This is a genomic window from Longimicrobiaceae bacterium, from assembly GCA_035936415.1.
In the GTDB taxonomy this organism is placed as follows: domain Bacteria; phylum Gemmatimonadota; class Gemmatimonadetes; order Longimicrobiales; family Longimicrobiaceae; genus JAFAYN01.
This window is the reverse complement of sequence record DASYWD010000333.1, coordinates 1-13,161: the sequence shown is the minus strand read 5'-3', so window position 1 is coordinate 13,161 and position 13,161 is coordinate 1. Positions and strand designations below refer to the sequence as shown.

Sequence of the window (13,161 nt, the reverse complement as noted above, 5' to 3'; positions counted from 1 at the left end):
CGTCCGGCCTGCGCACGCGCTCCGCGCGGGTGGGCTCCCCCTCGGGAGCCAGTCCCCAGCGCGGCTGCCGGGCGACCTCGGCCAGGGCGCGCTCCAGGTCGTCCGCGGCGTGGCGGAGCAGGGCCAGCCACTCGAGCCGGGTGGGCGCCGGGGCGTGGCGGTCCACCCCCAGGTGGAAGGTGGCGCGCAGGTACTCCAGCACCAGCCCGGTGAGGATCTCCCCCGTCTCCTCCCGCAGCCGCGTGTAGTCCTCCGCGTAGTCCAGCTTCGCCGGGAAGACCTCCACCTCGAAGTCCAGCTCCGGCTCGCCCTCCACCCGCACCGTGAACTCGCTCCGCCCCACCTGGGCGCCGAAGTGCACCCGCCCGTGCACCACGCGCCCGCCCTCGGAGGCGCGCACCCCGCCCAGGATGACCGGATCCCTGTGCTCCAGGGCGACGGCGCGCCCGTCCTTCCCCCGCAGGTAGAGCGTGTAGCCGGTCTCCTCGAAGAGCCGGGGCCCCTCCTCCAGGTCCATGGAGCGCGCCGCTCCTTCCGGCACGCCCGCGCGCCAGCTCTGCGCGCCGAAGACGACGCCGGGACGCCGGGCGCGCACCACGAGCCGTCCCGGCGGGGGAGGGGAGGGGGCGAGGAAGGCCGGTTCCGCGTCCCCGGCCGCCGCCCAGACGAGGAGGACGCGGTCCGTCTCGATGCGGAAGAGGTCGGTGCTCACAGCCAGAACGAGGTGAAGCCCTCGGCGAGGAAGCGCTCCCACATCAGCGCGAGGCGGGCCGCGGTCCGGGGGAAGCGGGCGCCCGGGAGCGCGGCGGGGCGGCCGGCGCGCTCCCACTCCTCCAGGAGCGCGCGGGCCTCGCTCTCGTCCAGGGCGCGCCCGCCGCGTGCCCAGCCGAGCAGCCCCAGGAGCGCGCGGCGCACGGCGTCGCTCCCGCCCGCGATGCGGGGGAGGAGCTTCATCCCGAGCGCCAGGTCCAGCGGGTCCACGGCGGCCCCGCCGCGGGTGGCGAAGGCGTCCGGCGTCTCCGCTGCATGGAGGACGAAGAGCGCGGCCTCGTCGCGGGTGCGGTACCCCACCTGCAGCCCGGCCGGGACGAGCGAGGCGTTCGCGGAGGCGAGCGCCTCGACGGTCTCCCGGACCCGCGCCCGCTCGCAGTCGCTGAGGGCGCCGAGGCCGGCGAGGGTCACGGCACGCGGGTGCCAGGCGGCGACGGGCCACCAGGCGGGCTCCGCGTCGCCCGGGGTGCCGACGGGCTCCCAGGCGGACAGGTCCGGCTCCGCCAGCTCCAGGGTGAAGGCGCGGTCCAGCACCTTGCGGGAGAAGCCGTGGGCGCTCTCGTCCACGTTCACCGTCCCCACCAGCGCCAGGTTGGGCGGGAGGACGACGCCGCTCCACGCGTCTCCCGGGTGCAGGGTGGGGTGCAGCAGCGGCGCCGTGGCGAAGCCGCCGCGGGGGTGCGGGCGGCGGTCCTCCATGCGGCTCAGCACCTCCGCGAAGTACTGCTCCACCCGCGCCAGGTTCATCTCGTCCAGCACGGACACCCAGTGCCGGCGGGGCTGCCCCATGGCCTCGCGCGCGGCGTCCAGCACGATGCCGGGGCGGAATTCGCCGCGCAGGTCGGTGTACCCCAGCACCTCCGCGCTGTCCGTCCAGTCCGGGCGCACGGGGACGAGCCGGGCGACCCCCCCGGTCCCCTCCGCCACCAACGCGGGGAGGCGCGACTTCCCCGTCCCCGCCACCCCCGCGAGGATGGCGAAGGGCTTGGTGCGGAGCGCGGTCGCGTAGGCCGCCACCTGCCAGGGCTCGAACACGAACCCCCGCCGCCCGACGTACCCGGCCAGCGCCGCCGTGGCCTCCGCGCGGTCCCACGGCCGCTCCCACCGATCCGGCTCCGCGGCGTACGCGTCGGCGGGGAGGGCGGCCGTGCGCTCCTCCTTCTCCTCCACGCAGCGGCGGTAGGCGGCGAGCAGCGCCTCCAGGTCGCGCGACAGGATCTCGTCCGGCGGGACGCTCCCCGCCTCGTACAGCTTGTGCGCGACGGTGGCGGCCGGGTCGCCCACCGGGGCCGCCTCGGCGCGCAGGTCCATCCGGTCGTCCAGGGCGAAGCCCAGCTCCGGGAGCGGGTCGCAGAGGGCGCGCAGCTCCAGGGCGCGGGCGCGGAGCACGGTACGGGCGATCTCGCGCCCCACCTGCTTGCGGGGCTCCGCCGCGCCCTGGCAGAGCGCCAGGTACACACCGGAGGTGTCCTGCCGGAAGAGCAGCGCGCAGTACACCCCCTCGCGGACGCTGGTGGTCTCGCGCGTGTCGAGCATCGCCACCCACGGCACCTTGGCCCAGGTCCCGAACCCCGCGGACCAGGAGACGCGCAGCGTGGGCGTCGCGCGGACGGCCGGGTGCGCGGAGAGCGCCTGCCGCAGCGCCTTGAAGACGCCCCACAGCGGGTGCTCCTCCCCGAACGGCTCCCCCGCCCGCGCATCCGCGTAGCGCGCCAGCACCTCTTCCAGCTTTTCCCGCAGCGGTCCGCCTGTCTCCATCGCTCTCCCGCCGGTGCACGACCCGCGCGCCGGAAGTGTCGTTTTCCGGCGCCCCGTCTGATAAACCGCGCTGTCCACGATGTTCGTCTTGCGGAGCAGGTCTGTTTATATTATGCTAATCATACAAAGACGCGCAGCCGGGGTGGCACGGGGCAAGCGCCTGCAGGGGCCTTCGACGCAGAGGGGGAGATCTCATGGCCGACGCATACGTCGTCGACGCGGTCCGCACCCCGCGTGGGCGCGGCAAGATGGGGAAGGGGGCGCTCACGGGCGTGCACCCGCAGGAGCTGCTCGCGCAGACGCTGGTCCGCCTCGCGGAGCGCACCGGGATCGACACGGCGGACGTGGAGGACGTGGTCGTCGGCGCCGTCTCGCAGGTGGGCGAGCAGGGAGCCAACGTCGCGCGCAACGCCGTCCTGGCCGCGGACTGGCCGCTGCACGTGTCGGGCGTGTCGCTGAACCGCGTCTGCGGCTCCGGGCTGCAGGCGGTGAACTTCGCCGCCATGGGGGTGGCGAGCGGGGCGCAGGACCTGGTGGTCGGCGGCGGGGTGGAGAGCATGTCGCGCGTGCCCATGGGCTCCGACGGCGGCGAGGGCGACGGCCGGAACCCGCACCTGCGGCGGAAGCACTTGCAGGTGCCGCAGGGGATCAGCGCCGACCTGATCGCCACGCTGGAGGGCTTCGGGCGCGAGGAGCTGGACCGCTTCGCGCTGGAGTCGCAGCGGCGCGCCGCGGAGGCGCAGCGGGAGTGCCGCTTCGGGCGCAGCCTCTTCCCCGTACGCGACCCGGAGACGGGCGAGACGCTGCTGGAGCGGGACGAGTACCTTCGCCCGGACACCACGCCGGAGGCGCTGGCGGGGCTCGCCCCCGCCTTCGAGAAGGTGGGCGCCACCCCGGCGGGGCCCGACGGCGAGACGCTGGACCAGGTCGCGCTGGCCCGGTACCCGCAAGCCGGGGAGGTACGGCACCTGCACACCGCGGGGAACTCCAGCGGGATCGTGGACGGCGCCGCCGCGGTGCTGCTGGCGTCCGGGGGCTACGTCCGCGCGCACGGGCTGAGGCCCCGCGCCCGGATCCGCTCCATGGCCACGCACGCGGAGGACCCGCTGATCATGCTCACCGCGCCCACCGAGACCGCCCGCAAGGCGCTGCGCAGGGCCGGCATGGAGGCCGCGGACGTGGACCTGTGGGAGATCAACGAGGCCTTCGCCGCCGTGCCGCTGCAGACCATCCGCAGGCTGGAGCTGGACCCGGAGCGCGTGAACGTCAACGGCGGGGCCATCGCCCTGGGCCACCCGCTCGGCGCCACCGGGGCCATGCTCCTGGGCACCGCGCTGGACGAGATGGAGCGGCGCGGCCTCGCCACCGCGCTGGTGACGCTCTGCATCGCCGGCGGCCAGGGGGTCGCCACGGTGATCGAGCGGGTTTGACGGTGGGGAACGGCGCGTCTTGAGCATTGTCGCGCAGGGTCGTCGGCGGGGTACTCCCTCCGGAATTCAAGAACTCGCTTCGCTCAAACAGCTTGAATTCCTCCGGGAGCACCCCACCTCCTCCCGGTCACCTCCTTCGCGGGGGCGCCGAACCGCAGTTGCCGTTCACCCCTCTCCCGCTTGCGGGGGAGGGTGGCGAGCCTAAGCGAGCCGGGAGGGGGCCTCCGTGAGGGGGCCTGCCGCGGGCACGCCGAACCGTTGCTTCCAACCACCACCACCCACTGCGAGGAGCACGAATGACGGCGCTCGAACAGATGGAGCGGATCGCCCGGGGAGAGGCCCGGCCGCCGGGGATCGCCGTGCTGCTGGGCTTCACCCTCCCCGAGGTGGAGCGCGGGCGGGCGGTGTTCGAGATGGAGGCGGACGAGCGCCACGCCAACCCCATGGGCACCGTGCACGGCGGCATCCTGTGCGACCTGGCCGATGCGGCCATGGGGACGGCGTACGGGACGCTGCTGGAGGAGGGGGAGACGTACACCACGCTGGAGCTGAAGACCAACTTCCTCCGGCCGGTCTGGAAGGGCCGGCTCCGGGCGGAGGGGCGGCTGGTGAGCAGCGGGCGCACGGTGGGGCTCGCCGAGGCGCGCGTGACCGACGAGAAGGGCCGGCTGGTGGCCTTCGCCACCAGCACGCTGATGACGCTGCGCGGCGAGCAGGCCGCCGGACGGTGACGGAGAGCAGGCCATGCCCGAGTCCGTGCGCACCCGGCTCCTGCGCTGGGGGTTCAACCTCTTCCCCGCGTACCGCGGCACCGGGGGGCGCATCGTCTACGTCGCGGACGACTTCCGGGAGATCCGGGTGCGGCTCCCGCTCGGCTGGCGCACCCGCAACTACGTGGGGACCATCTTCGGCGGGAGCATGTACGGGGCGGTGGACCCCATCTACATGGTGATGCTGATCCGGACGCTGGGGCCGGAGTACGTGGTGTGGGACAGGGCCGCCTGCATCCGCTTCCGCAGGCCGGGGCGGAGCACGCTGCACGCGCGCTTCGTCCTGGACGAGGCGGAGCTGGAGGCGATCCGCGCCGCGACCGCGGACGGGAGCCCCACGGACCGGACGTACCGGGTAGAGCTGACCGACGCCGGTGGTACGGTCCACGCCGAGGTGGAGAAGACGATCTACGTCCGCAGGAAGGAGGGCTGATGGTGCGCTACCCGAAGGACCGCAAGGAGCAGACGCGGCGCCGCATCGTGGAGGCGGCGTCGCGCGCGTACCGGGAGCAGGGGGTCTCCGGGGTGGGGATCGGGGAGCTGATGCAGAGCGTCGGCCTGACCCACGGGGGCTTCTACGCGCACTTCCCCAGCAAGGACGCGCTGGTGGCGGAGGCGTGCGACCGGGGAGTCTCGGAGCTTTCGTCGCGCCTGTTCGCCGAGGCGGAGGAGCGGGGCGGCGCAGACGGGCTGCGCCTCCTGATCCGCGGCTACGTGAGCCGCCTGCACCGCGACGACCCGGGCGTGGGGTGCACCATGCCCTCGCTGGCGGCGGACGTGTCGCGCGCGGCGCCGGAGGTGCGCGCCGGCTTCACCCGCACGCTGCGCCGCTTCCTGGCGCGCGTGGCGGAGCTCCTCCCCTCGCGGGCGGAGGAGGCGCCCGCGGAGGAGCCCCCCGACGAGGCGCTGGTGCTCGCCTCGGGGATGGTGGGTGCGGTGCTCCTCGCCCGCGCCGTGGACGACCCGGAGCTGAGCGACCGCATCCTGCTGGCGGCCCGCCGGTTCTACACGGGCGCGTTCGCGGAGGGGGCCGGCCGGGCTCCGGAATGAGAAGCGGCCCGGTGGATCTCGGGGGATCCGCCGGGCCGCTCTACACCCTCCGTCGCGTCCGCGCCCTCACCGCACCTGCACGGTCTCCGCGTTGGAGCGCAGCTCGATCCTCGCCCCGTTCAGCGTTCCGTTGAGCGCGGCGTGCGCCAGGTAGCTCCCCGCCGGGAGCGGCGAGTACACCGGCCCGCCCTTCTGCGCGTCGTAGGCATAGCTCTGCGCCGTCCAGGAGTACGCCGTCTCCTTCACCTCGCCCGGGGCCAGCTCTAGGTGGGTGAGCGCCGCGAAGCACCCCCACCCGCCGCCGTACGGGTACACCGTCTTCCCGCCGGGGCCGAGCACGTACGGGAGCACCTGGCAGCCGCTGGAGAAGTCCAGCCGCACCGGGTGGGCGTTGTGGTTCGCCAGGCGCGCCACCAGCCGCACCGTGTCGCCCGGGGTGACGGCGGCCGGGGAAGCGGAGAGGGTGAGGACCAGGCCGTCGCGCGCGACGGACCGGTAGGCGGCGGCACTCGGGTCGGCGCAGGCCGCGGCCAGGGCGAGAAGGAGCGGGACGGCGAGGACTCGGAGCATGGCGGCACCTTTCGGCGGACGGGTGGACGTTCACCCGGAAGACGCGCGGAGGGCCCGCCGGGTCACGCGGGCGCCGTCAGCGCTTCTTCGCCAGGATGGTCCCGCGGCAGCTGGGGGCGCCGCAGTGGCAGGGGTAGCGCCGCTTCATGGCGGGGGTGTGGCGCTCCTCCAGGATGAAGTTGTAGTCGTAGACCAGCTCCTCGCCCGGGGCGATGTCGCGGACCGCCTCGATGAAGATGCGGCCATCGTCGATCACCGCGTCGCAGTTGGGGTCGCAGGAGTGGTTGATCCAGCGCGAGGCGTTCCCCCTGAAGGCCGCGTCCACCACCACCTCGTCGTCGATGGAGAAGAGGAAGGTGTGGTGCCGGTTCGCGGGATCGTCCGGGTAGCGGCGGTCGGCCTCCTCGTTGCTGATCCGCTCCCCCTTGTACTCGATGATCCGAGTCCCCGCCGGGATGAGCTGCGTGGCGAAGGCCCCGCGCCCGTGGATGCGCGAGTTGCGGAGGCGGAAGGGATACGGAGGTCCGGGGATCAGCGCGGGCATTCGGGACGAGCGGCGGCGCGGGGGATCAGGCGGAGCCCGCCCCGGGGGCGAGCCTGCCGTGCATGAAGTCGATGGCGTGCCGGTTGAACAGGTCGGCCTGGTCCACGTTGCAGACATGGCCGGAGTCCTCCAGCACCCGCAGTAGGCTGTACCGGTGGCGCGCGGCGATGCGCCGCACCGGGGGGAGGAACATGTGGTCCTCGTCCCCCATCAGGTACAGCGTGGGGACGGGGAGCTCCTTCTCCTCGAAGAAGCGCAGCAGCGGGTTCACCTCCTGGGTGAGCCGCCACCAGCGGAGGAACTCCTTGCGGGCCACCTTCCGCGCCTCGTTCACGAAGAGGAGGCGCGACTCGCGGTGGCGCCGCTTGGGCATGATGATCCAGGCGAAGAGGCGGTACAGCCACATGAAGGGGACGAAGCGCCGCACCGCGGTCCCCACCTGCACCAGGAAGCGCGAGCGCAGGTCCAGGCGGGTGATGGCGCCGCCCAGCACCATGCTGCGGATCCGCTCCGGCGCCACCTCGCCCAGGGTGCGGATCAGGATGGTCCCCAGCGAGATCCCCACGAAGTGCGCCGAGCGGATCTCCAGGTGGTCCATCACCTCCAGGATCTCCGCGCTCACCTCCCGGAAGGTGTACGGCTCCAGGTCGCGCGCCTCCAGGCGCGGCGGGGAGGCGCCGTGCCCGCGAAGGTCGATGAGGAGGAGGTTGAAGTGCTTCCGGAACTCGCGGAGCTGGCGGTACCAGATGGACGAGCTTCCCCCCGCGCCGTGCACGAACACCACCCACTCGTGGTCCGGGCCCAGGACGAAGGTCTTGTGGTGCAGCATGGCCGTGCATCGCGAGGGGATGGTCTCGGGAGCGGGGCGCCCCGCGCACTGATACTCCGATCCCCGCGCCGCGTTCGGGGTATCTTTCAACTGGAACTGCAAGGTTCGGGCGTGCCCCCCGCGGAGCGGGGGTCGGGCTGCGGCGCCGTAGCACACGATACGACCGTGTGCAACGGCGGCGAGCCTCCGCAGACAGCGCGGAGTCTCGCCCCTGACGGGCTCGCATCCCTCACGCGGGCACCCAGCTCTGGCAGGTTGTAGCTCCCCTTCCCCCGCATGCGGGGGAAGGGGCCGGGGGATGGGGGGCCGCCGTTCCACTCTCGCACTCTCGCACTCCATGTGCCTGATCCTCCTCGCGCTGGACGCGCGCCCCGACTACCCGCTGGTGGTGGCCGCCAACCGCGACGAGTTCTACACCCGCCCCACCGCCCCGGCCGGGTGGTGGGACGATGCGCCGGGGGTGCTCGCCGGGCGCGACCTGCGCGGCGGGGGGACGTGGATGGGCGTCTCCCGCGGGGGGCGCTTCGCCGCGGTCACCAACTACCGGGACACGCTCCCCGTCTCGCCGGACGCGCCGTCGCGGGGGCACCTGGTGGGCGGCTTCCTCCGCGGGGGGGAGGCGCCGGAGGCGTACCTGCGCGCTCTGGAGGGGCGGGCGGGGGAGTACGCCGGGTTCAACCTGCTGGTGGGGGAGGGGGGGCGTCTCTGGTACTTCGGGAACCGAGGCGGGGAGCCGCCGCGGGAGTTGGTGCCGGGGGTGTACGGGGTCAGCAACGCCCTGCTGGACACCCCCTGGCCCAAGGTGGAGCGGGGGAAGGCCGGGCTCCGGGCGATCCTCGGCGGGGGCGGCCCCGTGGACCCGGAGGCGCTCTTCCGCCTCCTGTGGGACGCGGAGCCCGCGGCCGACCCCCTCCTCCCCGACACGGGGGTCGGGATCGAGCTGGAGCGGGTCCTCTCCTCCCCCTTCATCCGCAGCCCGGAGTACGGCACCCGCGCCTCCACCGTGCTCCTGGCCGGCCGCGGCGCCGTGACGCTGGTGGAGCGCGGCATGGCCGCCGGGGAGGAGGGGTGGACGGAGAGACGGTTCACCTTCGCCGCCTCCCCGGCCGCCGCGGGTCAGTAGCCCAGCCAGTACGTCATCTTCACCAGGAAGACGTTCTCGGCGGGGGCGCGGAAGAGGGCGCCGGAGTCCCGCCCGAAGCGGAAGTCGCCCAGCGCCGCGTCCTCGCTCCGCTGCTGCTGCCACACCAGGAAGAGGGTGGAGCCGGGGCGGTACTCCCACCGCAGAACCGCGTTCCCCCGCAGCGAGCGGAGGTTCACGTCCCGCTCCCCGAACCGGACGGTGAAGCGCTCGTCCCCGGCCGCCGGCAAGGAGGCGGGGCAGGCGCCCGCGCCCACCGGGTCCACCGCGTGGCGCACGCCGCCCGCGGTGGCGTAGGAGCAGAGCGTCCCCCGGTCGCGCCCGTACACCGCGAAGTCGCGGGTGCGCGGCGCCTCCAGCTCCCGGTAGCCGCCGTAGTCGCCGGAGGCGACGTACGGCTGCGCGAAGAGCTGCAGGCTCAGCGTCGGCGAGAAGGTCCAGTTCACGCGGGTGGTGGCGGAGAGGGTGGTCCGGTCGATCCCCGCGAACACGTACCGCCTCCCGAAGGTGTCCCGGGCGCGCGGGTCCTCCACCGTGGTGACGTACTGCGCGGTCCCGTGGCTCCGCTCCACGCTGGGACCCACGGTCACCTGCAGCGCGCCGCTCGGGCGCAGCCGCAGCGAGCCTCCCGCGCTCCGCCGCCACCCGCCCGCCCGGTCCGCGCCCCCGCTGAGGTATGCGTCGAACGAGGCGGACTTCCGCGAGTCCGATTCGACCCAGGCGCCCCACTCCGCCCCCGCCGGGGTGCGGGCCAGCGGCCCTCCCCAGGTGAGGCGGTCGCTGTACGTCTCCGGGTTCACCCCCACCTCGCCGCCGACGCTCCAGAAGTTGCGGAAAGTGGCCTGCCCCCCCGCCTGGAGCCGTGCCGACAGGTTGTCGCCCGCCAGGTTCCAGCTCCCCAGCCCCCAGGTGAAGAAGCCGTAGTCCCGAAAAACGGGGCCAGGCTCGTTCACCCGGTACTCCACGAGCGTGGTTGCCGCCCTCAGGTCCGCCCGGGTCTGGAACCCCAGGTCGTTGGCCTCGAACTCGGGGCTGATCTGCTGGTACCAGGCCGAGCCCCGCCACCGTTTCCCCACCCGGCCGTTCAGAGAGGCCTGCGCGGTGTAGCCGGTGAGCGAGGTGCGCGTGGGGTCGAAGCGCAGGTGCTCCGCGTCCGGGCGCGCGAAGTAGCGGGTGCTGCGAAGCTGCGTGGCGGCGATGGCCTCCTCCGAGCCGGCGGCGTGGCTCCCCGCCACGAAGCCGGCCAGGATCCAGTCGCGCCCCTTCCAGGCGCGCTCGAAGTCCACCCCGCCCACGTACGCCTGCGAGCGCGCCATCCCCGCGAGCGCCGGGTCGTCCAGCTCCCGGTGCACGGAGGTGAGGAAGCTCCCCGCCCAGCCGGCGGCGCCCAGGTCGCGCCGCACCCGCCCCACGAAGTAGTTCGAGAGCGGCTGCACCGTCTCCGCCTGCCGGACGCCCTGCCGGTCCAGGAAGCGCGCCTCCTCCGGGAGCGTCACCGCGTCCATCACGCCCACCGACCATCCCCGTCCCAGGCGCCCGCTCAGCTTGGCGGCGCCCGCGATGGTGGTCTGCTGCGGGGCGTCCACGTAGGCGTACCCGCTCCCGCCCAGGGTGCGCATGGGGGCCTGCCCGATGCGGCGGGAGTAGAAGAGCCGCGGGAGCGAGGTCATCACGTTGGCGCGCGTTCGGCCGAACTGGAAGGCGTCCGCCCCCTCCAGGAAGAAGGGGCGCCGCTCGGAGTAGAAGGTCTCGAACGCGCTCAGGTTCAGCTCCGCGGGATCCACCTCCACCTGCCCGAAGTCCGGGTTCAGCGTGGCGGTGAGCGTCAGGTCGGAGGTGATCCCGTAGCGCACGTCGGCCCCGGCGGTGCCGAGCACGTCGTTGGAGCGGTGGAAGGGGTCGGCGGCGTCGCCGGGGGCGCGGACCAGCCGGCCCAAGGCGTACGGCTGCACCTCCAGCCTGCGGGGGCGCGGCAGCTCGCCGATCCCCGCCAGCCGCCCGAAGCGCGACACGAAGCCTGCGTCGTTCGCCTGCACCGGCGCCCAGTACGACACCTCGCCGCGCCGGGCGATCTCCCGCCGGAAGTTCACGCCCCAGACGCGCTCCCCGGCCGCCGTCGCGTAGCGGAGCTGGGAGAAGGGGATGCGGAGCTCCGCCGTCCACCCCAGCGAGTCCCGGCGCGCCGCCGCCTCCCACACGGCGTCCCACCCGGAGTCCTCGTCGGTGTCGTTGAAGAGGAGGACGTCGCGCTTCACCCCGCGCGGGTTCACCGCGAACAGGAAGCCGGTGCGGCCGTCGGCGTGGCTGTCCACCCCCACCGAGAACCAGTCGCTGTACACCTGCGTGTCGCGCCGGGTGAGCTGCCCCGCCACCGAGTCGGGAGCGGAGTCGTGCATCCGGGCCCCCACGTAGAGCGCGTCCGGGCCGTACAGCACCCGCACCTCGGTCCGCTCGCTGGCGGGCGCCCCGGAGCGCGGCGTCCGCTGCACGAAGCCGGTCACGGGCTCCGCCTGGGCCCAGGCCGCGTCGTCCAGGCGCCCGTCCACCGTGGGAGGTGCCCCCTCGATCCGCGCCGCCCGCGCGGTCGGCGCCGCCGCGGCGGGAGCGGATCCCTCCGCCGGGCCCTGCGCCCGCCCCGGGAGCGCCGCCAGGAGCAGCACGGCGCACGCCCATGGTGTCCATCTCCCCCAGCTCTGCATTGCCCGTTCTCCGGTTGTGCGGTTCGCGACGATCGTCGTCGTACGACGAGCTTCGTAGACGTAGGCCGGGAAAAGCCCCGCCGGTGCGGCGGGGCTCCTCCGGCAGCTCAGCTGCGGCCGACCTGGCTGCGCAGGAAGGCGGTGGCGACCTGGTTGTAGTAGGTGTCGGAAGAGATCGTCTCCACCGCCGCGGCGAAGGCGGCGCGGACCGCGCGGTCGGCGGGGAGACGGTCGACCGCGCTCATCAGCAGCGTGGCCTTGTCGCTGTCGGACTTCGTCTTCCCCACCGCCCGGAGCCACTGCACGGAGGCGTCGCGGGACTGCGGGAGCGCCGGGTTGCGCAGCACGGCGCCCAGCGCCTCCCGCCGGTCGCTGGAAGAGCCCATCCCCTCCACCACGTCCAGGTACTGCGGGAGCACCGATCCCAGCGCGGGGCTCTTCGCCGCCTTCCCCAGCACCTCGCGCCGGTCGCTGGACGAGTTCAGGCGCGCCGTGGAGCCCAGCGTCCGCTGCAGGGTGGGGGCGCTCCCTCCCCACTTCGCCACCAGGGCCAGGAGCACCTCGCGCCGGTCGGAGCTGGAGGGGATCCCGTCCAGCGCGGTGAAGAGCGCGGCCGGGGGCGCCTGGTCGTGCGGGAGCTCCCGCACCGCCTTCGCAAGCAGCTCCCGGCGGTCGCTCCCGGAGCTCACCGTACCGACGGCGCGCAGCCACTCGGGCCAGAACTCCGCCGTGCCCCCGTGCGAGCCGGCCAGGACGGAGAGCATCTCCCGCTTGTCGCTGCTCGAAGAGATCCCGGCGATCCCCTGCAGCAGCGCCCGCGTGTCCTCCGGCCGAAGGCGGCCGCTCCGCAGCGCCTCCTCGACGTAGACCTTGCGCACCGAGCCGCTCTCCAGCCGCGGGATCTCGGCGATCAGCGCGGAGACGCCGCGCTCCGCCAGGATCCGCTGGGCGCGCGCCTCGGCGCCGATGGAGGTGGTGCGCAGAATCTCCGGGAAGAACCGGTCGAGCCAGGGGCGCGCCTCGGCGAAGCTCCTCCGCTCCCCGTCCACGGTGTAGGTGCGGGTCATCCCGCCGCCGGGCGCGGCGCGCCACTCGGCGCGGTGCCGGGCGGAGCCCACCTGCTGCTGCACCGTCAGGTAGCCGTTCTCGGCGAGCCGCTCCACGTCCGGGGCATCCTCGCGGAGGGCGACCAGGCCCCCGGCGCGCACCTCGATCCCCTTCCTGGTGTCGATCCAGACGTGTTCGGTCTTCCCGTTCATGGAGATGACGCCGAGGACGTTCTGGTTTGACATGGTGCGGGTCTCCTGCGCGTCGCACGGAGCGGCGGTGAAGAAGGGGAGGAGGCAGAGCAGCGCGGCAGGTCGAATCGTCGGCATGGGAGGGCTCGGGTCAGGGTCGAAGGATGCTGGGACGCTCACTCGGGCTGCGCGGCCTGCTCGCGCAGCAGGGCGGAGAGCGCGCGGCGCCGCTCGGACGAGGAGGAGATGGACTCCGCCTGCCGGAGACGGCCGGCGAGCGAGGTGTCGTCCGCCGCGGGAGCGGCCGGCCGCGGCGCGGGCGCGCTCCGGGCCGGAGCTTCACCGGCGGGCGCCTCGCGGG

Annotated in this window: 13 protein-coding genes; 5 read left to right on the top strand and 8 right to left on the bottom strand. The window is 74.1% G+C overall.

All coding sequences use genetic code 11. The features are described 5' to 3' along the window. Together VGR37_13725 and VGR37_13720 are read right to left on the bottom strand one after the other, a co-directional pair. The coding region (locus tag VGR37_13725; protein HEV2148456.1) for a DUF2357 domain-containing protein at nucleotides 1-712 on the bottom strand (712 nt) is incomplete at its 3' end. Then, nucleotides 709-2,529 carry a DUF3578 domain-containing protein gene (locus VGR37_13720; protein HEV2148455.1) on the bottom strand — a complete coding sequence of 607 codons (1,821 nt, stop codon included), beginning with the start codon at nucleotides 2,527-2,529 and terminating at the stop codon, nucleotides 709-711. The genes VGR37_13720 and VGR37_13725, both read right to left, overlap by 4 nt. A gap of 194 nt (nucleotides 2,530-2,723) precedes the next feature. Here VGR37_13720 and VGR37_13715 point away from each other — a divergent pair, with 194 nt between their 5' ends. From VGR37_13715 to VGR37_13700, 4 genes are all read left to right on the top strand, one after another. Then, nucleotides 2,724-3,959, top strand: coding sequence for an acetyl-CoA C-acetyltransferase (locus VGR37_13715; GenBank protein HEV2148454.1), 1,236 nt, complete (start codon nucleotides 2,724-2,726; stop codon nucleotides 3,957-3,959). Nucleotides 3,960-4,255: 296 nt separating this feature from the next. Further along, the gene (locus VGR37_13710) at nucleotides 4,256-4,690 is read left to right on the top strand and encodes a PaaI family thioesterase (protein HEV2148453.1); all 435 of its coding nucleotides are present in this window, start codon (nucleotides 4,256-4,258) and stop codon (nucleotides 4,688-4,690) included. 13 nt (nucleotides 4,691-4,703) lie between these two features. Beyond that, on the top strand, nucleotides 4,704-5,162 hold the full coding sequence (locus VGR37_13705) for a DUF4442 domain-containing protein (protein ID HEV2148452.1): 459 nt from the start codon (nucleotides 4,704-4,706) through the stop codon (nucleotides 5,160-5,162). Further along, a complete protein-coding gene (locus tag VGR37_13700) occupies nucleotides 5,162-5,779 on the top strand; it encodes a TetR/AcrR family transcriptional regulator (protein ID HEV2148451.1) in 618 nt (205 codons plus the stop codon). The genes VGR37_13705 and VGR37_13700 overlap by 1 nt, the downstream gene beginning before the upstream one ends. Nucleotides 5,780-5,845: 66 nt before the next feature. Here the strand turns inward: VGR37_13700 and VGR37_13695 are convergent, their stop codons facing one another. From VGR37_13695 to VGR37_13685, 3 genes are all read right to left on the bottom strand, one after another. Next, entirely contained in the window at nucleotides 5,846-6,349 is a 504-nt protein-coding gene (locus tag VGR37_13695; protein HEV2148450.1) for a BsuPI-related putative proteinase inhibitor, read from the bottom strand. Nucleotides 6,350-6,425: 76 nt separating this feature from the next. Next, nucleotides 6,426-6,893 carry an SET domain-containing protein-lysine N-methyltransferase gene (locus VGR37_13690; GenBank protein ID HEV2148449.1) on the bottom strand — a complete coding sequence of 156 codons (468 nt, stop codon included), beginning with the start codon at nucleotides 6,891-6,893 and terminating at the stop codon, nucleotides 6,426-6,428. A 25-nt stretch (nucleotides 6,894-6,918) separates the two neighbouring features. Continuing rightward, complete coding sequence (locus VGR37_13685) at nucleotides 6,919-7,722, bottom strand: alpha/beta fold hydrolase (GenBank protein ID HEV2148448.1); 804 nt, start codon at nucleotides 7,720-7,722, stop codon at nucleotides 6,919-6,921. Nucleotides 7,723-8,059: 337 nt separating this feature from the next. Between VGR37_13685 and VGR37_13680 the strand changes: the two genes are divergently transcribed. After that, nucleotides 8,060-8,845 (top strand): NRDE family protein, encoded by a 786-nt coding sequence (locus VGR37_13680; GenBank protein ID HEV2148447.1) that lies wholly within the window; start codon nucleotides 8,060-8,062, stop codon nucleotides 8,843-8,845. Here the strand turns inward: VGR37_13680 and VGR37_13675 are convergent. The 3 genes from VGR37_13675 to VGR37_13665 form a co-directional block, all read right to left on the bottom strand. After that, nucleotides 8,839-11,562, bottom strand: a complete 2,724-nt coding sequence (locus tag VGR37_13675) for a DUF5916 domain-containing protein (GenBank protein HEV2148446.1) — start codon at nucleotides 11,560-11,562, stop codon at nucleotides 8,839-8,841. The two genes, VGR37_13680 and VGR37_13675, sit on opposite strands and share 7 nt — an antisense overlap. A gap of 107 nt (nucleotides 11,563-11,669) precedes the next feature. Continuing rightward, a complete protein-coding gene (locus VGR37_13670) occupies nucleotides 11,670-12,938 on the bottom strand; it encodes a hypothetical protein (protein HEV2148445.1) in 1,269 nt (422 codons plus the stop codon). A gap of 38 nt (nucleotides 12,939-12,976) precedes the next feature. Continuing rightward, a partial coding sequence (locus VGR37_13665; protein HEV2148444.1) for a hypothetical protein occupies nucleotides 12,977-13,161 on the bottom strand: 185 nt, incomplete at its 5' end.

What these genes read in the sequence shown, in the direction of transcription:
- VGR37_13675 (HEV2148446.1), bottom strand. Translation starts at nt 11,562, where the DNA reads ATGCAGAGCTGGGGGAGATGGACACCATGGGCGTGCGCCGTGCTGCTC.
- VGR37_13700 (HEV2148451.1), top strand. Translation starts at nt 5,162, where the DNA reads ATGGTGCGCTACCCGAAGGACCGCAAGGAGCAGACGCGGCGCCGCATC.
- VGR37_13705 (HEV2148452.1), top strand. Translation starts at nt 4,704, where the DNA reads ATGCCCGAGTCCGTGCGCACCCGGCTCCTGCGCTGGGGGTTCAACCTC.
- VGR37_13670 (HEV2148445.1), bottom strand. Translation starts at nt 12,938, where the DNA reads ATGCCGACGATTCGACCTGCCGCGCTGCTCTGCCTCCTCCCCTTCTTC.
- VGR37_13685 (HEV2148448.1), bottom strand. Translation starts at nt 7,722, where the DNA reads ATGCTGCACCACAAGACCTTCGTCCTGGGCCCGGACCACGAGTGGGTG.
- VGR37_13690 (HEV2148449.1), bottom strand. Translation starts at nt 6,893, where the DNA reads ATGCCCGCGCTGATCCCCGGACCTCCGTATCCCTTCCGCCTCCGCAAC.
- VGR37_13695 (HEV2148450.1), bottom strand. Translation starts at nt 6,349, where the DNA reads ATGCTCCGAGTCCTCGCCGTCCCGCTCCTTCTCGCCCTGGCCGCGGCC.
- VGR37_13710 (HEV2148453.1), top strand. Translation starts at nt 4,256, where the DNA reads ATGACGGCGCTCGAACAGATGGAGCGGATCGCCCGGGGAGAGGCCCGG.
- VGR37_13720 (HEV2148455.1), bottom strand. Translation starts at nt 2,529, where the DNA reads ATGGAGACAGGCGGACCGCTGCGGGAAAAGCTGGAAGAGGTGCTGGCG.
- VGR37_13715 (HEV2148454.1), top strand. Translation starts at nt 2,724, where the DNA reads ATGGCCGACGCATACGTCGTCGACGCGGTCCGCACCCCGCGTGGGCGC.
- VGR37_13680 (HEV2148447.1), top strand. Translation starts at nt 8,060, where the DNA reads ATGTGCCTGATCCTCCTCGCGCTGGACGCGCGCCCCGACTACCCGCTG.